Source organism: Ignavibacteriales bacterium (assembly GCA_026390815.1).
Taxonomy (GTDB): Bacteria; Bacteroidota; Ignavibacteria; order Ignavibacteriales; family SURF-24; genus JAPLFH01.
Genome location: JAPLFH010000006.1, coordinates 265,269 through 288,092, shown reverse-complemented (window position 1 = coordinate 288,092; position 22,824 = coordinate 265,269). Strand labels below are relative to the sequence as shown.

15 protein-coding genes and 1 tRNA gene are annotated in these 22,824 nt (G+C 34.8%); 12 read left to right on the top strand and 4 right to left on the bottom strand.

Going from position 1 to position 22,824, the window contains the following annotated elements:
* The first annotated feature begins 4 nt into the window (after nucleotides 1–4).
* From NTX22_02400 to NTX22_02355, 10 genes are all read left to right on the top strand, one after another.
* On the top strand, nucleotides 5–1,978 hold the full coding sequence (locus NTX22_02400; GenBank protein MCX6149357.1) for a helix-hairpin-helix domain-containing protein: 1,974 nt from the start codon (nucleotides 5–7) through the stop codon (nucleotides 1,976–1,978).
* Between the two features lie 103 nt (nucleotides 1,979–2,081).
* On the top strand, nucleotides 2,082–3,260 hold the full coding sequence (locus NTX22_02395) for an isocitrate/isopropylmalate family dehydrogenase (GenBank protein ID MCX6149356.1): 1,179 nt from the start codon (nucleotides 2,082–2,084) through the stop codon (nucleotides 3,258–3,260).
* A gap of 12 nt (nucleotides 3,261–3,272) precedes the next feature.
* A complete protein-coding gene (locus NTX22_02390) occupies nucleotides 3,273–3,806 on the top strand; it encodes an HD domain-containing protein (GenBank protein ID MCX6149355.1) in 534 nt (177 codons plus the stop codon).
* A gap of 111 nt (nucleotides 3,807–3,917) precedes the next feature.
* Complete coding sequence (gene lysF, locus NTX22_02385; protein MCX6149354.1) at nucleotides 3,918–5,927, top strand: homoaconitase; 2,010 nt, start codon at nucleotides 3,918–3,920, stop codon at nucleotides 5,925–5,927.
* Nucleotides 5,928–6,250: 323 nt separating this feature from the next.
* Entirely contained in the window at nucleotides 6,251–6,775 is a 525-nt protein-coding gene (locus NTX22_02380; protein ID MCX6149353.1) for an ORF6N domain-containing protein, read from the top strand.
* Nucleotides 6,776–6,841: 66 nt separating this feature from the next.
* Nucleotides 6,842–8,275, top strand: coding sequence for an MmgE/PrpD family protein (locus NTX22_02375; protein ID MCX6149352.1), 1,434 nt, complete (start codon nucleotides 6,842–6,844; stop codon nucleotides 8,273–8,275).
* A gap of 79 nt (nucleotides 8,276–8,354) precedes the next feature.
* The gene (locus tag NTX22_02370; protein MCX6149351.1) at nucleotides 8,355–9,581 is read left to right on the top strand and encodes an aldolase/citrate lyase family protein; all 1,227 of its coding nucleotides are present in this window, start codon (nucleotides 8,355–8,357) and stop codon (nucleotides 9,579–9,581) included.
* 63 nt (nucleotides 9,582–9,644) lie between these two features.
* Nucleotides 9,645–10,010, top strand: a complete 366-nt coding sequence (locus tag NTX22_02365) for a four helix bundle protein (GenBank protein MCX6149350.1) — start codon at nucleotides 9,645–9,647, stop codon at nucleotides 10,008–10,010.
* A gap of 116 nt (nucleotides 10,011–10,126) precedes the next feature.
* Nucleotides 10,127–11,683, top strand: a complete 1,557-nt coding sequence (gene citF / locus NTX22_02360) for a citrate lyase subunit alpha (GenBank protein MCX6149349.1) — start codon at nucleotides 10,127–10,129, stop codon at nucleotides 11,681–11,683.
* A gap of 32 nt (nucleotides 11,684–11,715) precedes the next feature.
* The gene (locus tag NTX22_02355; protein MCX6149348.1) at nucleotides 11,716–14,907 is read left to right on the top strand and encodes an N-6 DNA methylase; all 3,192 of its coding nucleotides are present in this window, start codon (nucleotides 11,716–11,718) and stop codon (nucleotides 14,905–14,907) included.
* A gap of 99 nt (nucleotides 14,908–15,006) precedes the next feature.
* Here the strand turns inward: NTX22_02355 and acs are convergent, their stop codons facing one another.
* Nucleotides 15,007–16,899, bottom strand: coding sequence for an acetate--CoA ligase (gene acs / locus NTX22_02350; protein MCX6149347.1), 1,893 nt, complete (start codon nucleotides 16,897–16,899; stop codon nucleotides 15,007–15,009).
* Nucleotides 16,900–17,423: 524 nt separating this feature from the next.
* Between acs and NTX22_02345 the strand changes: the two genes are divergently transcribed.
* Nucleotides 17,424–17,512, top strand: a tRNA-Ser gene (locus NTX22_02345).
* A 43-nt stretch (nucleotides 17,513–17,555) separates the two neighbouring features.
* On the opposite strand, the gene pgl is transcribed toward NTX22_02345, so the two are convergent.
* The 3 genes from pgl to gnd are packed head-to-tail and all read right to left on the bottom strand — an operon-like array spanning nucleotide 17,556 to nucleotide 20,749.
* Nucleotides 17,556–18,317: a 6-phosphogluconolactonase gene (pgl, locus tag NTX22_02340; protein ID MCX6149346.1), complete on the bottom strand. Its 762-nt coding sequence runs from the start codon at nucleotides 18,315–18,317 to the stop codon at nucleotides 17,556–17,558.
* On the bottom strand, nucleotides 18,317–19,837 hold the full coding sequence (zwf, locus tag NTX22_02335; protein ID MCX6149345.1) for a glucose-6-phosphate dehydrogenase: 1,521 nt from the start codon (nucleotides 19,835–19,837) through the stop codon (nucleotides 18,317–18,319). Before zwf ends, pgl begins: the two co-directional genes overlap by 1 nt.
* A 9-nt stretch (nucleotides 19,838–19,846) precedes the next feature.
* Nucleotides 19,847–20,749 (bottom strand): decarboxylating 6-phosphogluconate dehydrogenase, encoded by a 903-nt coding sequence (gnd, locus tag NTX22_02330; protein MCX6149344.1) that lies wholly within the window; start codon nucleotides 20,747–20,749, stop codon nucleotides 19,847–19,849.
* A gap of 536 nt (nucleotides 20,750–21,285) precedes the next feature.
* Between gnd and NTX22_02325 the strand changes: the two genes are divergently transcribed.
* Nucleotides 21,286–22,809, top strand: a complete 1,524-nt coding sequence (locus NTX22_02325) for a DEAD/DEAH box helicase (protein ID MCX6149343.1) — start codon at nucleotides 21,286–21,288, stop codon at nucleotides 22,807–22,809.
* The last annotated feature ends 15 nt before the right edge of the window (nucleotides 22,810–22,824 follow it).

The following is a 22,824-nucleotide window of genomic DNA, read 5'->3' as shown; positions in this document are numbered from 1 at the left end:
GGTGATGAATTTTATCACTGCTCGTTCATTTTATTGCCAGGAAGATTCAACTTATCAATCGGATGAATTAATTGAAAATCTGATTGAAGAATCCACGATTGATGTTGAAGATTCACCTTTGCTTGATGAGTTTGAGATGTTGAAGGAAAATCCAATTGATCTGAACTCAGCTGAATTGGATGACCTGCTTAAAATTCCCGGTATAGATTTACAATCAGCAAAAGCTATTTTAGATTATAGAAAAAAAGTTGGTCATATATTTTCTATCACTGAGCTTTATACAATAAAAGAACTTGATAAGGCAATTTTGGAAAGTGCCATTCCATTTCTAACAGTTGAGACAAAACAAACACAAACAAAAATTGAAAAGCAATCATCAAAGTTTTATGATCGATTGAATACTTTCAAATTGAACGTCCGTTCCCGTATTATCAAAGATATTCAAACAAGAAAAGGATTTAGCGAAAATAAATTTGCGGGATCAAATTATAAAACTTATAATCGTTTTAAATTGCAATATGATAAAAACATTCAAATCGGGTTTCTATCTGAAAAAGATGCTGGTGAAAGAAGTTTGGCTGATTTTACAGCCTATCATTTTGATTTAAAAGATTTTGGAATTCTCCGCCGATTAGTAGTTGGTGATTATAATCTTGCGTTTGGAGAAGGATTAGCGTTGTCTTCACCCTATGGATTTTCGAAAGGTGGGAATGCAGTTACTTCTGTCATTAAATCAACAAAAAATATTATACCATACCTCAGTTCAAATGAAAATCAATTCTTTAAAGGTGCGGCGTTTAATCTTATGTACTCGAATATCAATTTAACAACATTTTATTCTAATAATAAGTTGGATGCTTCCATCGATTCATCTTCAATGGAAATCAGTTCATTGGTTATAGATGGTTACCATCGGACCGAAAATGAAATTGCGAAAAAGCAGATTGTTAATGAACTTTTTTATGGTTGTCATTTAAATTATTCTGTGAAGGATTTATTCTCAACTGGATTACTTTTTTATCATTCTGAGTTTAATATTCCATTTCAACCATCCAATCCATTTGATATATTTGGTAACAATTTTAATTGCTTTTCTTTTAATTACAAACTCCATCTAGATAATTTTTTCTTCTCAGGTGAAGCAGCATGGAATAATTCTTTAGCTTCAATCAACACAGTACAATTAAAACTAACTAACGAATTAACGACTGTTATTTCCATTCGCAGTTATCCGCAGGATTATTTTCCGCTTCACTCGTTTGGCTTTGGAGAAAATTCCGGTTCAACAATAAATGAATTTGGAATTTACACCGGCATCAATTTTAAAACAAAAATAGGCAACTTTAATTTCTTCTTCGATCAATTTAAGTTTCCGGGTGCCACTTACAATAATCCGCTTCCATCAAAAGGAATTGAATTTTATTTGGATTATGAAGTTAAACCAATTAAAAAAGTCGAACTAAACCTTCGCTATAAAAATGAACAAAAGGAAGTAGCTGAAAATTTCAATACTGAAAAAAAATTATACCCTCGTGTCATTCAAAGTTTAAAGACAGAAATTGGTTACCAGGTTTCATCGGCGATAAAATTGAAAAGTAGATTTGATTACACAAATTATTTTATAACTGATGCTGGAATAAATGAACATGGTTATATGTTTTATCAGGATATTAAATACAAACCATCCAAACAATTTTCGTTGAATTTACGGATGATTTATTTTCAAACAGATTCTTACAATTCCCGGTTATATGAATATGAAAATGATCTGAACGGAGTTTTAGCAAATCCTGTACTTTTTGGTACTGGAATCAGGTGGTATTTCCTTGCCAAATATCAACTTCAAAAATTGATAACAATTTCTATTAAATATTCCGAAACAACTAAACCGAATGAAAAAACTTTAGGATCAGGATATTCTGAAATCCAGGGAAACCTAGATAATAGAATAAACCTTCAACTTGATTTCCTTTTCTAATAAAATTATTAAAACCAGTACTTTCTAATCTTGCTTCGCATAACAGAATTATATAATTTATCCCTACTTAAAATTAAACATTCTGAACAAAAAGGAATCATTTATGAGAACAATAGTTGCGATGCCAGGTGATGGAATTGGCAAAACCGTATTGCCGGAATCAATTCGTATGTTAAAAGCAGTTGGATTTGAAGCAAATTATGTTAAGGCTGATATTGGGTGGGATTTTTGGTGTAAAGAAGGTAATGCTCTTCCACAAAGAACATTAGATTTATTAGCTGAACATAAGATTGGATTATTTGGTGCAATTACCAGCAAACCCAAAGATGCAGCGGAAAGAGAACTCAATCCTGCATTACAAGGTAAAGGTTATACTTACTTTAGTCCTATAGTTGGATTAAGACAAAAATTTAATCTTGATATTTGTATTCGTCCCTGCCAGTCATTCAAAGGTAATCCTCTTAATTTTATCCGGTACGGAGCAGGAAATAAAATTGAAGAACCAATTGTTAATACAGTAATTTTCAGACAAAATACAGAAGGATTATATTCCGGTGTTGAATGGACAAATCCGCCGAAAGTAGTCCGTGATGCCTTTGAAACTAATCCGAAGATGAAAACATTTTCACACATCCCAAGTGAAGAGATGGCGATATCTACAAGAATTGTAACTAAAAAAGCATCTGAAAGAATTATAAGAGCCGCGTTTGAGCATGCAAAGAAATTTGATTATAAAAATGTTACTATTTGTGAAAAACCAAATGTACTCCGCGAAACTTCCGGAATGATGTTCAGAATTGGTAAACAAATTGCCAAAGAGTATCCGGAAATCCAGTTGTGGGATACAAACATCGATGCGCAAATGATGTGGTTGACAAAGAACCCGGAAATATATGGTGTAATTGTGGCTGAAAATATGTTCGGTGATATTATCAGCGATGGCTTTGCAGGACTTATAGGAGGATTAGGATTTGCCTGCAGTGCAAACATTGGAGAAGAAGTTGCTGTTTTCGAACCAACGCATGGCTCTGCTCCAAAATACCAGGAGCTTAATCCATCAATCGTAAATCCAATTGCAATGATACTAAGTGCGTGTATGATGCTTGATCATTTAAATGAAAAAGAAAAGGCTGATAAAATTAGAAAAGCCATTGCTAAAGTTGTTGAAGAAGGTAAAGTAAAAACATACGATATGATGAAGCTAAAAGGTGGACCAGATGTATTCAAACATGGCGCTTGCACAACTCAAGATATGACAGATGCAATAATTGCAAATATGTAATTGGAGTTAGAAATGAAAGAAAAAGTTTTAAAAATATGGCCCGAAATTAATTGGATTCTAGATGAAGAGCTTCGTGAAAAAGTTTTAAACTGCTGGATTTATGCAATTGAAAAAAGTGTTTTATCTCCAGAAGATTTGGAGGTAATTCCTTTTTCACTTCTGATTAAAGATTGTAAAATTCCTTTTATGACTCATAAAAGAACGTGTGTTCAGTTAGCAGTTGAAATTGCAAAAATAATGCAGAAGAATTTTGGTGAAGAAATAAAAATTGATATGGATATTTTAATTGCAGGCGCCATTTTAATAGATGTTGGTAAATTGATTGAATATGATAAAATTAATGATGAGCTGACAACAAGTAAAGCAGGTAAATTACTTCGCCATCCATTTAGCGGAGTAGCGTTAGCAGATAGATTTGGATTGCCAACAGAAGTGCTGCACATAATCGCCTATCATGCAAAAGAAGGCGATCTTGCAAATAGAAATGTTGAAGCAATAATTGTTCATCATGCAGATTTTGTTTCGTTCGATCCTTTTAAGGCATAAAAAATAGAACACGGATGACACGGATTCCGCAGATTTTAATCCGTGTTGATCCGCTCAATCAGCGTCATCAGCGTTCCATACTTCTTAATTTTTATATTGAGGTATTAAATAATGAGTCAAACATTAATCGAAAAAATAGCTCAGAAATTTGCTGTTGGAGTAGATCCAAACCATAAAGTTCAAGCAGGTGATTATTTATCAATTCGCCCGGCGTACATAATGACGCACGATAATACCGGCGCTGTAATTCCAAAATTTATGGGACTCCATGCCTACGGCAAAAGTATTGGTGCCACTAAATTAGCTAATCCTCGTCAGGTTGTTCACACTTTAGATCATAATGTTCAGGACAAATCTGAAAAGAATTTAGAGAAATATAAAAAGATTGAAGAATTCTCAAAAAAAATGGGAGCAGATTTCTATCCTGCTGGTCGTGGAATTGGTCATCAGATTATGTGTGAAGAAGGATATGCGTTTCCCGGTACAATGGCAGTAGCCTCAGACAGCCATTCAAATATGTATGGTGGGTTAGGATGTTTAGGAACTCCAATAGTTAGAACTGATGCTGCGGCAATATGGGCTACAGGAAGAACCTGGTGGCAGGTTCCGCCAATTGCAAAAGTTATATTGAAAGGCAAACTCCAAAAAGGAGTAACAGGCAAAGATGTAATAATCGCGTTATGCGGTTTCTTTAACCACGATGAAGTATTGAACCACGCAATTGAATTTGTTGGAGAAGGCGTTAAATATCTTTCGATTGATGAAAGATTAGCAATAGCGAATATGACGACAGAATGGGGTGCACTTGCCGGCGTTTTCCCTATTGATGAAACAACAATTACCTGGTTAAAGAAACGTGCTGAGTTCATCTCCAGACGCGGTTTGGAGGGTGTTAATTCAGATGTTGATGGAAGTGTGGGAAGGGATAACACTGATGTAATTCACCCAAGAATAAATAAAAATAGAATTGAAGAATTAATAAAAGAAAATTTGCAAGCAGATGCAGATGCGTACTATGCAAAGACAATCAGTTTGGATTTATCTTCTGTTCAACCATATGTTTCGGGTCCTAATACTGTAAAGGTGATGAATTCAATTCAATCATTTAAAGAAAAAGAAGTTAAAATTAATAAAGCTTATTTAGTTTCCTGCGTTAATAGCCGGGTTGATGATCTTGCAGAAGCAGCAGAAATAATTAAAGGAAAGAAAGTTGCTGATGGAGTTAGTTTTTATTTAGCGGCAGCTTCCAGTGAAGTGCAAGCCGAAAGTGAAAAACGTGGTGACTGGCAAACATTACTTGATGCTGGTGCTATTCCCCTTCCATCTGGATGCGGTCCTTGCATTGGATTAGGTACTGGATTACTTGAAGATTGTGAAGTAGGTATTTCTGCTACCAACAGAAACTTTAAAGGCAGGATGGGTTCACCAAACGCATTTGCATATTTAGCATCTCCTGCAATTGTTGCGGCATCTGCTGTTGCCGGCAAAATTGATTTTGATTGGAACTCCAAATCAACTGAACTCATCGGAAGCATTATTGAAAACGAAAAACATATTTCTCAAACTTCATCTGTAAAAATAATAAATGGTTTTCCTGAAGTTATTGAAGGTGAAATAATTTTCTGTCATCAGGATAATTTGAATACAGATGGAATTTATCCTGGCAAGTACACTTACATAGATGACTTCACTCCCCAGCAGCAAGCGGAAGTTGTTATGGAAAATTACGATCCAGAATTTGTTAAACTTGCAAAATCAGGTGATATACTTGTGGGTGGATTTAATTTTGGAACAGGCAGTTCACGCGAGCAGGCTGCAACAGCATTGAAGTACAAAGGAATTAGTTTGGTTATAGCCGGTTCATTTAATGAAACATATAAACGCAATGCGCTGAATAACGGCTTCCTTTGCATAGAAGTGCCGGAACTTGTAAACGATCTTAAAAAGAAATACGGTAAAGATAAATTAACCATCACTACAAAGCTGTTTGCCAAAATCGATTTTAAGAATTCCATTATGGAAACAGATAGTAAAAAATATTTGATGAGTCCAGTAGGTGAAGCCGCTCAAGAATTAATTGTGGATGGCGGATTGGAAGAGTGGGTAAAGAAGAATTTGTAGTATACCTCATATTGTCATTGCGAGGAACGAAGCGATTAAAAGAGAGAAACAGGTAAAAGCAGGTTCACGAAAGAAGAAATTAATAATTAATATGAATCCTGAATGGAATGATTTATATAATAAAATAATATGAGATTGCTTCGCTAGATAGCAACGACAAAATATTATTTTGATGAATTTTTTATAATTATCATTCAATTAGCGTAAATAAAAATTAAAGAGAATTTATTATGGAAAAATCAATCTCACGTCAAATTTCAGAGATTGCATTTAATGACAATACATGGTTCTTAAAAAGTAATTAATTCACTTATAAAGTCATTATGGTAACAAAAACACTAATACCACCAGAAAGCTTAATTGATAAAATTCTTGTTATAAGAAATCAGAAAGTTATTCTTGATAGAAACCTTGCAGTTTTATACGGAGTAGAAACCCGCGCTTTAAAACAAGCGGTTCGTAGAAACATCAGAAGATTCCCTGAAGATTTTATGTTTCAATTATCAAAGGAAGAATTTCTTAACTGGAGATCACAAACTGTGATGTCCAAATCTGAAGAAAAAGGATTACGATACCATCCATTTGCTTTCACGGAACAGGGTGTAGCGATGCTTTCTTCTGTACTGAAAAGCGAAAGAGCGATAGAAGTGAATATTTTAATAATGCGTGCTTTTGTAAAACTAAGAGAAATAATTTCAACTCATAAAAAAGTTGAAGAGAAACTGAAAGAATTAGAAAGTAAACTTCAAGAACACGATAATCAAATTGTTCAGATTATTCAAGTAATAAATCAACTAATTACATCTCCAGCTCCATCTAAAAAGAAGATTGGATTTACAATAGATTAATATCAGGAACATAAATAAGTTTGTTAGTCAAATTTTTTTAAACCAAACAATTAAACATAAAACACTATGAACAAATCAATCTCACGTCAAATAGCAGAATTTGCAGTTGGTCTTAAATACGAAGACCTTCCTAAAGAAGTCATTCACGAAGTAAAAAGATATCTTTACGATTCGGTTGGCTGTGCTTACGGCGGCTATCATACAAAAGATGTAAATATTTTAAGGGATATTTATAAGGAAATGGCTGGTAAACCGGAAGCGACTCTTTTTGTTTTTGGAGATAAAATTCCTGCCGTAAATGCATCACTCGTAAATTCGCTTATGATCCGCGCACTTGATTTCAACGATATCTATTGGAAAGAAGATCCATCACATCCATCCGATATTATTCCGGCAGCCATCTCTGTTGGGGAAATGGTTGGGGTTTCAATGAAAGAAATTATTGTTGCAATTGTTCTTGCTTATGAATTTGAACAACGATTATGTGAGTTTGCTGTTCCCGGTGTACGAGAAAGAAAATGGCATCACGCAACTTTAACACAGTTTGTTTCTCCAATTGTTGCAGGTAAAATGCTTGGACTATCTGTTGATCAAATGGTAAACTCAATTGGAATAAGCGGAAGCCATAATCATACAATCGGATGCCCAACCGCTGGAAAATTAACAATGATGAAAAATACTGTCGATCCGATGGCGACGCAGTCTGGTGTATTTGCTGCGTTGATGGCACAGAAAGGATATTCTGGGACCGAAGCGGTCTTTGAAGGTAAAGAAGGATTTATGGATTGCTTTTTCGGGTGGGATACTAAAAATCAAAATGTATCTCCAGCAAGGATGCAGGGAAGAGAAGGCACATCTGAATGGGGCTGGAATTTGGATAAACTAATTGGTAACCTTGGTAAAAGTTATAAAATTCTTGAGTGCAGTATGAAAGCATTTCCAACTGAGGCTTTGACCCACACACATATTTCCTGCACACTAAAAGTTGTTACAAATAATAATATTAGTTACGATCAGATTGAATCAGTTATAGTAACAACAATCGCCCGTGCCTGCGATATTCTTTTTGATCCGCATAAATATCGACCTGAATCCAGGGAAACCGCAGATCATTCACTTCCCTATTGCATTGCGGCAGCGCTGGTTGATCATAAGATAACAACACAATCATTCTCTGATGAGAAGCTAAAGGATCCAAGGATCTGGGAAGTTATAGATAAGATAAAAGGAGAAGCATCTATGGAATTTGAAAAGATGTTCCCGGCTAAACAGCCTTCTAAAGTAGTGATTAGAACCAGGGATGGAAGAGAATTTACAGAGTATCTAGAGTTTCCGAAAGGTGATCCACGCGAACCGATGACAATGGAAGATTTAGAAAATAAATTCAATGCACTTTCAACTCAGTTGTTGGATGTTAAAAAACAAAAAGAAATAAAAGAAATGATTTTTGATTGCGAAAAATTTTCAGGTAAAGAGTTCATGGAAAAACTAATTGTTTAGTTGTTAAAGATATCTTTCCAACAATTTAGCAATTACACAATTTATCAATTGAATTATGAAATTATAACGAGAAATAAAAATGGAAACCAAAGTTTTAAAATCTTCCGCAGGTAAACGCGGAGATAAAATCCGCTCTGATTGTTTTATAGAAATTGAATTAACAAACACTGGCGGGATCAAGTTAGACTTGAAAAGTAAAGTTGCCTCAATGTATGGCGAATCAATTAAAGCACTCATTCACGAGATGAGCAAATTCTACAATCTGAAAGACGCAAATATTTTAATGGAAGACAGCGGCGCACTATTATTTGTCATTGCTGCACGGTTTGAACTGGCAATAAAAAAACTTCTTTCCGGAACGCATAAAGAATTCCTTCTTCCTATGAACGAAAAGAATCTTTACAAAACCACAAAAGATAAACTTAGAAGAAGCCGGCTTTATCTGCCTGGAAATGAACCTAAATTTTATACGAACGCCGGTCTTCACCAGCCTGATGGAATTATATTGGATCTGGAGGACAGCGTTGCACTAACTGAAAAGGATGCAGCGCAACTTGTGGTAAGAAATGCGCTTCGGAGTGTTGATTTTTATGGTGCTGAAAGAATGGTGAGAATTAACCAGCTTCCAAAGGGACTTGAAGATTTGCATTATATAATCCCGCATAATGTTCATGTAATTCTAATTCCAAAATGTGAATCACCTGAGCAGGTTAAAGAAGTTGAAGTGGAAGTAAATCGATTGAAAAAAATTAATGGTGTGAAGGATGATATTTTCTTTATGCCGATTATTGAAAGCGCCAAAGGTGTTCTGAAAGCATATGAGATTGCTACTGCTTCTCATTGTAATTGTGCGCTGGCGATTGGTTTAGAAGATTACACTGCCGATCTTGGAACGCAGCGTACAGATGAAGGGAAAGAAAGTTTCTTTGCAAGATCAATGTTGGTAAACGCTGCAAAGGCTGCAGGAATTCAGGCAATTGATACTGTCTTTTCAGACGTTAATGATATGGACGGTTTGCGTAAAAGTGTAATTGAAGCCAAGGCTTTGGGATTTGAAGGAAAAGGATGTATTCATCCACGCCAGGTAAAAGTTGTTCACGAAGCATTTGCTCCGACCCAAGAAGAAATTGACAAAGCGAAGAAAATAGTTTTAGCATTTGAAGAAGCAGAAAAAAAAGGGATTGGTGTTGTTTCACTTGGAAGTAAGATGATTGATGCTCCGGTTGTAAAACGAGCGCTAAGAACAATCAATTTAGCATTAATGAATAGCCTTTTAACAAACGAATGGAAAACAGGAAATAAATAAAGTTCATGGAATTATAATCTTAGTCATTAGATAGTCAATAATTGTCATTAAGTTGGAGGGCAAATGAAATTGGATGAACTTCAAGTTTATCAATTATCAATGCAAATTGGAGAACAAGTTTGGAATATTATTGATAAATGGAATTATTTTGATAAAGATACTATCGGCAAACAACTGATAAAATCGGTGGATTCTATAGCTGCTAATTTAAGTGAAGGATTTGGAAGGTATTTTTATAAAGAAGAAAGACAATTTTGTTATTATTCAAGAGGCTCCTTGTTTGAAACAGTTACTCGGATAACGAAAGCACATAATCGAAATTTAATTAATGACAATTCCTACGAATTATTTATAAAGGATATAAACCGACTTGGCGTAAAGTTAAACAATTACATTAATTCAATTAGCAAGAAAAATATTGAAAAATAACAATCAAATGATGTTATATAAATAACAACCTAATGACAGCAAAGTGAATAACAGCGAAGCAAATGACAACTTAATGACTAAAAAAACAATGTAACAATTTAACAATAGAGTTTATTATGAAATTAGTTAAAAACGCTGCCGGAAGATTTGTACCAACGCTTATTAATGGAAGAAAAGAAATTCCGTTCGAAGGTGTTGATAAATACAAACCAAAGGGTAACAAAGCAAAACCACCAATAAAAACTTGCATCGATTATCCAAAGGATGTAAACAAAGTAATTAAGAATTTGAAGGAAGCTCTGAAGCGAGCGGGATTGAAAGATGGAATGACAATCTCTACTCATCACCATTTAAGAAACGGAGACGCTCTTACAAATATTTTGTTTGATACAATAAAATCTATGGGAATAAAAAACATACGCTGGTTCCCAACTGCTTCATTCCCCTGCCACGAACATTTGATCAAATATCTTGAAGATGGAACAATCCATCATATTGAAGGAAGTATGAATGGACCACTCGGAAGATTTACCACTAATGGAAAGATGAAAGGAATTGGTGTACTTCGTTCGCATGGCGGCAGATACCAGGCTATACAGGATGGCGAAGTTAAAATTGATATTGCTGTAATCGCAGCGCCAACAGCAGATCCTTTTGGAGATGCGAACGGAGTTACTGGAAAATCTGCTTGCGGATTAATTGGCTTTTCTCTTGCCGATTCTGAATATGCAGATAAAGTAATAGTTGTTACAGATAACCTCGTTCCTTTTCCATGCGTGCCCTGGCAAATACAAGGAAACAATGTAGATTATGTTGTTCAAATCGATTCACTTGGTGATGCGAGTAAAATTGTTTCCGGCACTACAGAGATTACTAAAAGTCCAGACAGACTAATAATTGCCGAATACGTTGCGCAATTTATAGAAGAAGCTGGAATAATGAAAGATGGCTTTTCATTCCAGGCTGGCTCCGGTGGAACTAATTTAGCATTTGTTCTTTATCTGAAAGAAAGAATGAAAGCAAAAGGAGTAAAAGCAAGTTTCGTACGTGGCGGCAGCACAAAATATTTAGTACAGCTTCTGGAAGAAGGATTAACGAATTATATTCTTGATGGACAGACTTTCGATCTTGAAGGTGTTCGTTCAATGAGAGAAAATCCCAGACACGTTAATACAAGTCCGTTTACAAGCTATAATTTTCATGGTAAAGGAAATTTTGCTTCGATTATTGATGTAGCAGTTCTTGGTGCTACAGAAGTTGACATAAATTTTAATGCAAATGTTGTTACACATAGTGATGGTTATCTTCTTCACGGAATTGGAGGATGGCAAAATTGTCTTTACGCAAAGTGTTCTATCCTTGCCATTCCTTCATTCAGAGATCGTATTCCAGTTATTCTTGATGAAGTAACAACTATTTGCGGACCCGGAGAATTAGTTGATGTTATTATTACTGAAAGAGGAATCGCAATAAATCCAAAACGAAAAGACTTGATAACAGCAGTAAAAAATTCCAATCTTCCAATCAGAACGATTAAGCAAATACGTGATGAAGTTTATGAAATTTGTGGTGGGGCTCCGTCGAAACCAACAGTAAACAAAAACAAAGTAGTTGCAGTTGTTAAATGGGTTGATGGAACAGTGCTCGATTCAGTCTTTCAGGTAGTTGATTAGTTGAATAATAATATTATCAGTATTTTGCAAATATGATAAAAAAATACTTAACAAATTTATTTAAGACCCATCAAACAGGCGACGCACGTGAAGAATCCTACTATCCTGCACTCAAATCTTTTTTAGAAGAATTCTCAGAAACAAAACGAAAACATAAAATCGACATTACTGTTTTACCAAAACAGACTGAAGCTGGAAATCCAGATTTTAGAATTTGGGATGGTAAGCAAAAAATAGTTGGTTACATTGAAGCTAAGGATTTAGGTAAAAATCTTGATGTTGTTGAGGAATCAGAACAGCTTGAAAGATATTTAACCACTTTCCCAAACGTTATACTAACTAACTTTACAGAGTTTCGGCTTTATCGTGACGGCGAAATGATAGAGAAGGTTTCTGTTGCAAGACCATTCGTTATAAAAAAATTATCTACTATTCCACCTTCGGAGAATGAAGATAAATTTTTTGTATTGCTTGAAAGATTCCTTGATTTTTCTTTACCAAAAAAATTTACTGCCAAAACCCTTGCCGTTGAATTAGCAAAAAGAACTAAGTTCCTTAAAGATGAAATTGTTACAGAGGAACTAAGAAAAGGAACAACATCTATTCACGGATTTTATGAAGCTTTTCAAAAATTTCTTATTGCGGGAATTGATGAAGATGAATTTGCCGACCTCTACTCTCAAACAATTACTTATGGTTTATTTGCAGCAAGACTGAGAGCCGGCGATGATTTTACCAGAACTTTAGCATTCTCTTACATCCCAAAATCTATTGGAATATTAAGAGATATTTTCAGATTCATCTCGATGGAAGATATTCCAAAACAGATGGAATTAATTATTGATGATATTGCAGAAGTTCTTTCCTGCGCCAATCCTAAAATTATCCTTGATGAATATTACCAGAAAGGAAAAGGAAGCGATCCTGTTTTACACTTCTACGAAACTTTTCTGTCTGAATATGATCCTTCAACAAGAGAAAAAAGAGGAGTTTATTACACACCTGAACCAGTAGTTTCATTTATTGTTCGTTCACTTCATGAAATACTTAAAGATAAATTTGGTTTGAGTGATGGATTAGCTTCTAAGAATGTAACGCTTCTCGATCCTGCAGGTGGAACTTTAGGTTTTATGTACCAGGCTATTGAAATAGCAGTTAAAGAAATTAAAGAAAAAATTGGTGATGGAGCTGTTAGAAGTTTTATCAAAGAACGTGTCTTACCAAACTTTTATGCATTTGAATTGATGATGGCTCCTTATGCAATTGGACACATGAAGATTTCCTTTCTGCTATATGAACTTGGTTACACGATGGATGATGAAGATCGTGTAAAGTATTATCTAACCAATACGCTTGATATGGAGGAGCTTGATGAATCAAAGTTCCCTGGAATGTCTTCTTTATCCCACGAAAGCCACGAAGCAGGAAAAGTAAAAAAGGATGTTCCAATTTTAGTTGTACTTGGTAATCCGCCATATTCAGGTCATTCATCAAATACAGGCAAATGGATCTCGGATGCGATAAAAGAATATTATCAAGTTGATGGCAAACCGCTTGGAGAAAAGAATCCTAAATGGCTTCAGGATGATTATGTTAAATTCATTCGATTTGCGCAATGGAAAATTGACCAGGCTGGTGAAGGTGTTCTGGGTTTTATTACTAACCATAGTTATTTGGATAACCCTACTTTCAGAGGAATGAGACAGAGCTTAATGAACAGCTTTGATGAAATTTACATTCTTGATCTTCATGGTAACAGTTTAAAAAAAGAAAAATCTCCTGATGGAAGCAAAGATGAAAATGTTTTTGATATTCAACAGGGAGTTGCAATTGCTTTCTTTATTAAATACAAAAAAGAAAATAGGATCAATAAAGTATTTCATTCAGAGATTTTTGGTTTAAGGGAAAATAAATATAAATGGCTTTTGAAAAACAATATTAACACAGTTAAATGGAAGAAAGCCGTCCCTTATCCTGAATTTTATCTTTTCCAACCAACAGATAATAAGTTGCTTAATCATTACAGTTCGTTCTCAAAGATAACAGAAATATTCCCGGTTAACAGTGTTGGTATAGTTACGGCGAGAGATAATTTTGTAATTGATTTTGATAAAAAGAAATTAGAGAGAAGAATTGAAGAGTTTCGCAATCCTAAAATTGATGATGATATAATCAAGCAGACTTATGATTTAAACGAAAATCAAAGCTGGAAAATAAAAGTTCAAAGAGAAAAACTTCAAAAGGATTTGGATTGGAAAGATTCCATAACTAAAATTCTTTACCGTCCTTTTGATGTACGATGGATTTTATATCATGATGAAATGGTTGAAAGGTCAAGAAGAGAGGTTATGGAAAATATGGACGAAAACATTGGTTTAATTGCAAGACGTCAGATGCTGCCAAATAAACCGATGAATTATTTTTTTGTTAGCGATAAGATAATTGCCGATGGCGTTATCCGTTCTGATAATAAAGGGGGAGAATCTCTCTTCCCTCTTTACATTTATATAAAATCAACATCAAAGAAAAAAGCCAAATTCACCCAGCTTTTAATATTTGAACCTGAGGAAGAATATGTTACAACACTGCCAAACATTTCTAAAGATGTTATTTCTTTATTATGTAGTTCTTTTGGAAGACCATTTTATGATCCTTTATACCGTGTAAGACAGGAAGAAGAAGGAATTTCAGATTTCAAAAAGGTTGAAGGATTCGGTTCTAAGAATATATTCTATTACATCTATGCTGTTCTTTACAGCAACACTTACCGCACAAAATATGCTGGGTTTTTAAAAATAGATTTTCCCCGCATTCCATTTACTAAGGATTACAAACTATTTATTAAGCTTGGTAAACTGGGAAAAGAACTAGCTGATTTGCATTTGCTTCACTCAAACATGTTGGATAAAACAATTTCAAGTTGCCCGATAAATGGAAATAACAAAGTTGAAAAACTAAAGTATGAACCTGCCCGTTCCGCAGGCGGGGATGGAAAAGTTTGGATAAACAAGGAACAGTATTTCACCGGAGTTAAACCCGAAGTTTGGGAATATCAAATAGGTGGTTATCAGGTTTGTGAGAAATGGCTTAAGGACAGAAAAGAAAGAACTCTTAATCTTGATGAAATTCAGACTTACTGTAAAATTGTTACTGCACTTTCAAAAACAATTGAACTGCAAAACGAAATTGACCAATATTATAAAGATGTTGAAAATACGATTTGAAAATTAAAACTTTTTGAAAGTCGATTGCAAACTACCGGCTGCCTTTTCATTACTTGATAGCAAAAGACATATCTTAGAGATATGTCTTTTCTCAAATATTTAATCCTCCATTGTAGAAATGTTACCAGGATCCACTCCCAACACTTTTGCTTTTAATACACGGCGCATTATTTTTCCGCTTCTTGTCTTAGGAAGCGAATCAACAAATTCTACGTGCTCTGGTTTTGCAATCGGACCAACTTCGTGCCCAACATGCTGGCGCAATTCCTCCGCAAGCTTATCGCTTTTTACAAATCCAGTTTTTAGAATTATAAAAGTATAGATTGCATTACCTTTTACATCGTGAGGTAATCCAATTGCTGCAGCTTCTGCTACAGCTGGATGGCTACCTAATGCGCTTTCTATTTCTGCTGTGCCTAATCTGTATCCAGATACTTTAATAACATCATCAACTCTACCAATAATCCAGAAGTAACCATCTTCATCCCTGCGTGCAGAATCGCCAGTCATATATACTCCTGGGAATTTGCTCCAATACTGATTTATATATCTATCCGGATCGTTATAAACAGTTCTTAACATTGCAGGCCAGGGAGTTTTGATTATTAAAAATCCTTCTTCATTTGCTTTAACTGGTTTGCCAGTTTCATCAACTACATCCATAATAACTCCTGGAAAAGGTTTTGTTCCTGAGCCGGGTTTTAATGGAACGGAAGGAGTTGGCGTAATCATAAACATTCCAGTTTCAGTTTGCCACCATGTGTCCATAATCGGGCATTTACTTTTTCCAATAACCCTGTGATACCATTTCCAAGCTTCAGGATTTATCGGTTCACCAACAGAGCCAAGCAGCCTAATTGAGGATAAATTATACCGGTTGGGCCATGCTTCACCAAACCGCATTAAACCACGAATTGCAGTGGGAGCTGTATAAAGAATATTAATTCCATACTTCTCAATCATCTGCCACCAACGATGTGGAAATGGATGTGTCGGAGCTCCTTCATACATAAAGGAAGTTGTTCCATTTAAGAGAGGACCATAAACAATGTAACTGTGTCCAGTGATCCAGCCGGGGTCTGCTGCGCACCAGTACCTGTCTTCCTCATGAATATCAAAAACATATTTGAGTGTAGCATACACACCAACCATATATCCACCGTGGGTATGAAGAATTGCTTTTGGCTTTCCAGTTGTTCCGGAAGTGTAAAGAATAAAAAGAGGATCTTCTGAATCAACAATTTCTATATTGCAACTATTTCCTCCAATAGGTAAACTCATCAAATCGTGATACCAGAAATCCCTACCCGCTTGCATATTGATCGGCTCGCATGTTCTTCTAACAACTAAAACACTTTCCACAGTAGCTGCACGCTGAAGAGCCTCATCTGCAATAGCTTTAAGCTGAACAACTTTTCCACGCTGATAAGAGCCATCAGCAACAATTAAAACTTTTGATTGGCTATCTTCTAATCTTTCGTGAAGAGCTTCAACAGAAAATCCTCCGTATACAACCGAATGAATTGCACCAATACGCGCACATGCAAGCATTCCAATCATTAACTCAGGAATTCTGCCCATATAAAGTGTAACTCTATCACCTTTTTCCACACCCAAACCTTTAAGCACATTTGCAAATTTGCAAACTTCCCTTCGCAAAGCAAAATAAGAGAATGAGCGGAACTGACCATCTTCTCCTTCCCAAATTAACGCAAGTTTATTTCTACGAAAAGTTTTTGTGTGTCGATCAAGGCAGTTATAAACTATATTTGTTTTAGCACCTGTAAACCATTTATAAAATGGTTTGTTAGTATCATCCAAAACTTTATTCCATTTTTCAAACCAATGAAGTTCTTCGGCTTCTTTTTCCCAGAACGATTCCAAATTATTTTCTGCCAGTCTTTGTACTTCGTCCCAATTTTTTGAATGAGAATATTTTATAACTTCTTCCGATGGATAAAAGACTTCGCCTGTAAGTTGATTTGGATCCATAATTAAGTGCCCTCCAAAATTATTTACTGAAATGAAATTTGTATTAAATTATTTTGTTAAGAACTTTGAAATAAATTAACTTTTGCATAAAACAAAATCAATAGTGATTATTTTTAATTTAACAATTATAAAATTGCATTTATAATAAATTATTATAAGAAACTTCTGAAAAATTAATAATTAGTTGAGTGTCATTCCCACGAACCTGCCGGCGGGAGTGGGAATCTAAAATAAAATCAATGGATTCCTGCCTGCTTACCAGTAGGCAAGCTTTGGCAAGAATGACATATTGAAATTTTTAGAAGTTTCTATAAATTATATTATGGTTCTTCTGAACGAGTGGTTAATTAATGTGATTAAGGTTGTAATAGATAAAGGGCAATAATAATTTGCTTAGAGCTAAAAAATAAGAATTAGTAAAAAAGTAAGGGGCAAAGAAATACAAATAGAAGTAAACTTCCATTTTCTATTTTAGTTGTTTAGTGTTATATTTGGCAGGTGTAAGTTGAAGTTCAGTCAAACCTGGAGAGGTGGGTGAGTGGCTGAAACCAACGGTTTGCTAAACCGTCGTAGGGATAAAACCTTACCCCGGGTTCGAATCCCGGCCTCTCCGCAAGAAAATAATGAGCTCAAGATCATTTGATTTTGAGCTTTTTTTATTCTTCTCTTATAATTTTATCATTATCTAAATTTAATAATTGCGCTGCCGTTTTATCAAGCATCCAAATTAATTCTCCATTGGAAGGAATAACCAGTTTCGCGGGAAATATTTTCGTGCTATTCTGTCCCTCAATAATTTCAGAAGCGATCCTGGCTTTATTATCTCCGGTTACTAAAAAAACAATAAGCTTAGCATTGTTGATTATTTTTCCGGTAAGTGTGATCCTATTTTGGTTTGTTTGTGGATGTTTAGAAACGATGCACAAATCAGTTGAATGAAACAACCCGAGTTGATTTGGAAAAATTGAAGCAGTATGTCCATCCTCCCCAAGCCCAAGTAATACTAAATCAAAAGATGGAACATTATTTTCTCTTTGAACATTATCTTTTATTATCTCAGCATACCGCTTTGCTTCTTCGTTTGGGTTTGCTTCTCCGTGAATTCTAAAAATATTTTTTTCAGGTATTGGTACTTTTACTAGAAATGAATCATAAATCATTTTGTAATTGCTATCGATGTGATCCGGTGGAACGCAGCGCTCATCAACCCAGAATAATTTTATTTTATTCCAATTGATTTTACCGGAATAGTTTTCAGAAATGTATTTAAAAATTTGTTTGGGTGTAGAACCTCCGGAAAGAGCCATTGTAAAGAAATTACCATCAGGAATTTTTTCAATTTTGCTCTTCAAAAACTCTGCAGAATTAATAGCTAATTTTTCAATACTCGGGAATATTTTAATTTTTTGCTTTTTCATTAAAGCTCACAATAAATGCCATCATCAGCTAAATTTTTACAAGGATAACGCCATGTCATTTCTTTTTCTTCAATAAGATCGTCCGCATGTTCAGGTCCCCAAGTACCTGCTGGATAACCATAAAGCGGAACATCGTTATCATTTTCCCAACATTCCAGAATCGGAGTTAAAAATTTCCATGCTTCCAATACTTCTTCTGTTCGTGCAAACAGAGTAGAATCACCTTTGATTGTATCGTGGATGAGCCTTTCATACGCTGATGGAATTCTTAAATTAGTAAGATCGGAGTAATGAAAATCCATATTAACATTCTGCACTTCGAAACCAGTACCGGGAGTCTTCATTCCAAATTTTAACAAAATTCCCTCATCAGGTTGTATCCTAATCACCAATTGATTACATGAGTGGCAATTATCATTTTGCGAAAAAAGAAAATGTGGTGTTGGTTTAAAATGAATTACAACTTCAGTAACACGAGTTGGTAATCTTTTTCCTGTACGGATGTAAAACGGAACACCTCCCCACCGCCAGTTATCAATATAAAATTTAAGTGCAGCATAAGTTTCTGTAACTGATTGCGGATTTACACCTTTCTCTTCTCTATAACCGAGCTCGGATTTTCCCTTAATTGACGCAGCAAGATACTGTCCGCGCAAAGCAATATTTTTAACTTCATCTCGTTTGATTGGTTTGAAAGATTGAAAAACTTTTAAAATTTCATTTCGTATTGCTGATGAATCCAATGATGATGGAGGTTCCATAGCCGTTAAACCAACAATTTGTAAAAGATGGTTTTGCACCATATCTCTTAATGCTCCGGAAGAATCATAATAACCACCGCGTTTTTCAACGCCAATACTTTCTGCAGATGTTATTTCTATATGATGAACAAAATTTCTATTCCAAAGAGGTTCAAAAATTCCATTTGAAAATCTTGTTACTAAAAGATTTTGGACCGTTTCTTTGCCAAGATAATGATCAATTCTGAATATTTGTTTCTCATTCCAATCTTTCAGCAATTCGTCTTTAAGTTTTATTGCTGATTGTAAATCATAGCCGAAAGGTTTCTCGATAATCAATCTCTTCCAGCCATCAGCTTGATTATTTAATTCAACTGCACTAAGATTCTTGGGAATGATACCATACAAACTTGGTGGAGTTGATAAATAAAATATTGTGTTGCCATTTATTTGGTAGGTTTTTCTTATTTCTAATATTTTTTTTTTAAGATTTTGATATGTTTCTGGTTCATTGAAATTGAGTGAAGTATAATAAAATTTACTTATGAATTCATCAATCTTTGAAAGATCATCAATTTCTTTGAATTCATTAATCGCGAGCTTCATTTTATTTCTAAATTCCTCATCGGTGAATTCCGATCTGGAAACTCCAAGCAAAGCAAATTTTTTTGGCAACAAATTTTCAACGAATAGAGAATAAATAGCCGGAACTAATTTTCTTTTTGTAAGATCACCTGAAGCCCCAAAGATTACATAAATATGCTCATCAATATTATTCACATTAACACCTCAATTTTTAGATTTAACTGCGTGTCCGCCGAACTGATTTCTGAGCGCAGCTAAAACTTTCATTGCAAAAGAATCTTCCTGCCTGGATTGAAATCTTGTATAGAGAGAAGCTGTAATAACATGAGCCGGAACATCAAAATCAATTGCTGTTTGAACAGCCCATCTTCCTTCGCCACTGTCCTGTACATAATCTTTTAGTCTTTCCAATTTTGGATCATCTTTAAATGCATTAACTGCTAATTCCAAAAGCCAGCTTCTAACCACACTTCCATATTGCCATACATTTGCAATCTTTGTTAAGTCAAGGTTAAACGGAGACTTTTGAAGTATTTCAAAACCTTCGGCATAAGCTTGCATCATTCCATATTCAATTCCATTGTGCACCATCTTTACAAGATGCCCAGTACCGGATTGCCCACAATAAACATAACCGTTTTGCGGTGCAAGTGATTTGAAAATAGGTTCAACATAATCTGCAGCTTCTTTTACACCACCATACATCAAACAGTAACCGTTTTGTAGCCCCCACACACCACCACTTGTACCACAATCCAAATAATGGATTCCTATTGAAGCTAATTTTTCAGCACGTAATTGTGTGTCTTTCCAATATGAATTTCCCCCATCGATAATTATATCATTCCTATTTAAATAGTTTTTTATAATATCAATATTTTCGTCCACAGGTTTTCCGGATGGTACCATAAGCCAAACTATTTTCCTACCAGGAGGAAGTTTGTTTACTAAATCCTCCAATGATGCTGCTGCAATGGCTCCTTTCTCTTCAGCATCCTTTACAGATTCAATCGTTCTGTTCCATACAACAACCTCATGTCCGTCGTTCAACAATCTTTGAACCATATTAAAGCCCATTTTACCCAAGCCGATAAATCCTATTTTCATTTGCTTCTCCATATTATATTTTTATAAAAACAATAGAAATAACTACATGGTTTCATTTAATTGTTACGCGAAAGTTAACAATATCTACTTTCAATTAAAATCCTGGAAAGAAATGCACTTGATAGAAGTTTCTTCCTTTAGTGATTGTATTACTTGCTCTTCAGTTTTAGATTTAAAAGGATTTAGCACCAATACACAAGAACTCTACAAATTACTTTGCTCCCTTCGTAAATGAATTAGAATTGTAAATAAAATAACCTGATAATTCCGGACCGGGCATGATTTCATATACTCTACACTAAAATAATTTACACAATAAGAAGAAAAAGTCAAGTTATAAATTAACGAGAGGTTGTTTATTAAAATGTAATTAATGTAGAAAATGAAAATTTTATTTATTAATAAAAGGAAAACTATTTGTATGAGGTTTTCTTCTGAACATCGTTTTCCTATTATACAACACCTTCCACATATTTTTCATTTTTTCCATATATTAAGGATGTAGTTATAATTGTTTAACAACCAAATAATTCATCTTGCTTAAAAAAATCACTTCAAAACTCAAAGCCTTGTTCGGCAGCAATACAAAATCAGTTATTGCACCAGCAAATATTTCAACCAAAGAATCTAAATCTTTACCACACGAGCATAAACCATATTTGCACGAAAAAGCCAGCGGGACGCACCTTCCAAGGAAACAGTTTAAGAAAGAAACACGTGAAGAATATCGTTTGCGACATGAAAAGCTTGAACAAAAGCAGCAGTTCAATAAAAAACCACTGCAAATAATTCCTTCAGAACCATGGGATGATATTGTCTTCAAAGTACCGGTTGTTGATGGCAAGACACGCTTCCATGATCTTGATATGTCCAAAGAAATTCTTCATGCTGTATTTGATCTAGGATTTCAATATTGCACAAAAGTTCAAGCCGAAACTCTCCCCAAGTCGCTTGTTGGTGATGATGTTACAGCTCAAGCACAAACAGGTACCGGAAAAACTGCTGCATTTCTAATTACTATTTTCGATCATATTCTCAAAAATCCATTAGAAAAAAAATCCAGGCATGGCACACCGCGCGCACTCATCCTTGCACCAACCCGTGAACTTGTTTTACAAATTGAGAAAGATGCACACGGACTTGGGATGTATGTTCCTTGTTCAATTCTATCTTTGCTTGGTGGTATCGATTATATGAAGCAACAAAATGTTCTGCGCAATGAAACTTGTGATATTCTTATCTGTACACCGGGACGCTTAATTGATTTTATGAAAAAGAGACTTGTAGACTTAAGTAAAGTGGAAATTCTTATAATAGATGAAGCGGATAGAATGCTTGACATGGGATTTATTCCTTCTGTTAAACAGATTGTTATTAACACACCTCAGAAAGCAAAAAGACAGACAATGTTTTTTAGCGCAACCTTAACTGGTGATGTAAAGCGACTGGCAGAATCATGGACCCGGCAAGCATTTGAAGTAACGATAGAACCAGAGGAAGTTGCTGTTCAAAGTATTGAACAGATTACTTATATAACTACCGTTGCCGAAAAACCCACACTATTGTATAATCTTATCATGCAAAAAAATCTTGAACGTGTTTTGGTTTTTGTAAATAGAAAAGATCACGCAAGACGATTAAAAGAAACTTTTGAAATGTATGGAATCAGTTGTGCTTTACTTTCTGGAGATGTTGAACAGACCCAAAGAATTAAGCGATTAGAGAAATTTCGGGATGGTAAAGTGCGCGTGCTTGTAGCAACCGATGTTGCTTCACGCGGAATTCACGTAGAGGCAATTTCGCATGTTATAAATTATAATATGCCTCAGGATGTAGAGGAGTATGTGCATCGCATTGGTCGCACAGGACGCGCTGGTGCGACAGGTATTTCTATAAATTTTGCAGACGAAGAAGATTCTCACGAATTGCATAAACTGGAAGAATTTCTCAATAAAAAAATCTCCTGTATCTTTCCGGAAGATAGCTTACTTATACCAATTCCAGAAATGTATCGGAAAATAATTCCGCAAAAATATCAAAAAAGAAAGTTTAAAAAATGAATTAGTTTACGAAAA

Bases quoted from the DNA above. Each gene is read 5' to 3' on its own strand.
- acs (MCX6149347.1), bottom strand. From the start codon at position 16,899: ATGGATCCAAATCAACTTACAGGCGAAGTCTTTTATCCATCGGAAGAA.
- citF (MCX6149349.1), top strand. From the start codon at position 10,127: ATGAAATTAGTTAAAAACGCTGCCGGAAGATTTGTACCAACGCTTATT.
- NTX22_02395 (MCX6149356.1), top strand. From the start codon at position 2,082: ATGAGAACAATAGTTGCGATGCCAGGTGATGGAATTGGCAAAACCGTA.
- NTX22_02380 (MCX6149353.1), top strand. From the start codon at position 6,251: ATGGTAACAAAAACACTAATACCACCAGAAAGCTTAATTGATAAAATT.
- NTX22_02390 (MCX6149355.1), top strand. From the start codon at position 3,273: ATGAAAGAAAAAGTTTTAAAAATATGGCCCGAAATTAATTGGATTCTA.
- NTX22_02365 (MCX6149350.1), top strand. From the start codon at position 9,645: ATGAAATTGGATGAACTTCAAGTTTATCAATTATCAATGCAAATTGGA.
- gnd (MCX6149344.1), bottom strand. From the start codon at position 20,749: ATGAAAATAGGATTTATCGGCTTGGGTAAAATGGGCTTTAATATGGTT.
- NTX22_02355 (MCX6149348.1), top strand. From the start codon at position 11,716: ATGATAAAAAAATACTTAACAAATTTATTTAAGACCCATCAAACAGGC.
- lysF (MCX6149354.1), top strand. From the start codon at position 3,918: ATGAGTCAAACATTAATCGAAAAAATAGCTCAGAAATTTGCTGTTGGA.
- NTX22_02375 (MCX6149352.1), top strand. From the start codon at position 6,842: ATGAACAAATCAATCTCACGTCAAATAGCAGAATTTGCAGTTGGTCTT.
- NTX22_02400 (MCX6149357.1), top strand. From the start codon at position 5: ATGAATTTTATCACTGCTCGTTCATTTTATTGCCAGGAAGATTCAACT.
- pgl (MCX6149346.1), bottom strand. From the start codon at position 18,317: ATGAAAAAGCAAAAAATTAAAATATTCCCGAGTATTGAAAAATTAGCT.
- NTX22_02370 (MCX6149351.1), top strand. From the start codon at position 8,355: ATGGAAACCAAAGTTTTAAAATCTTCCGCAGGTAAACGCGGAGATAAA.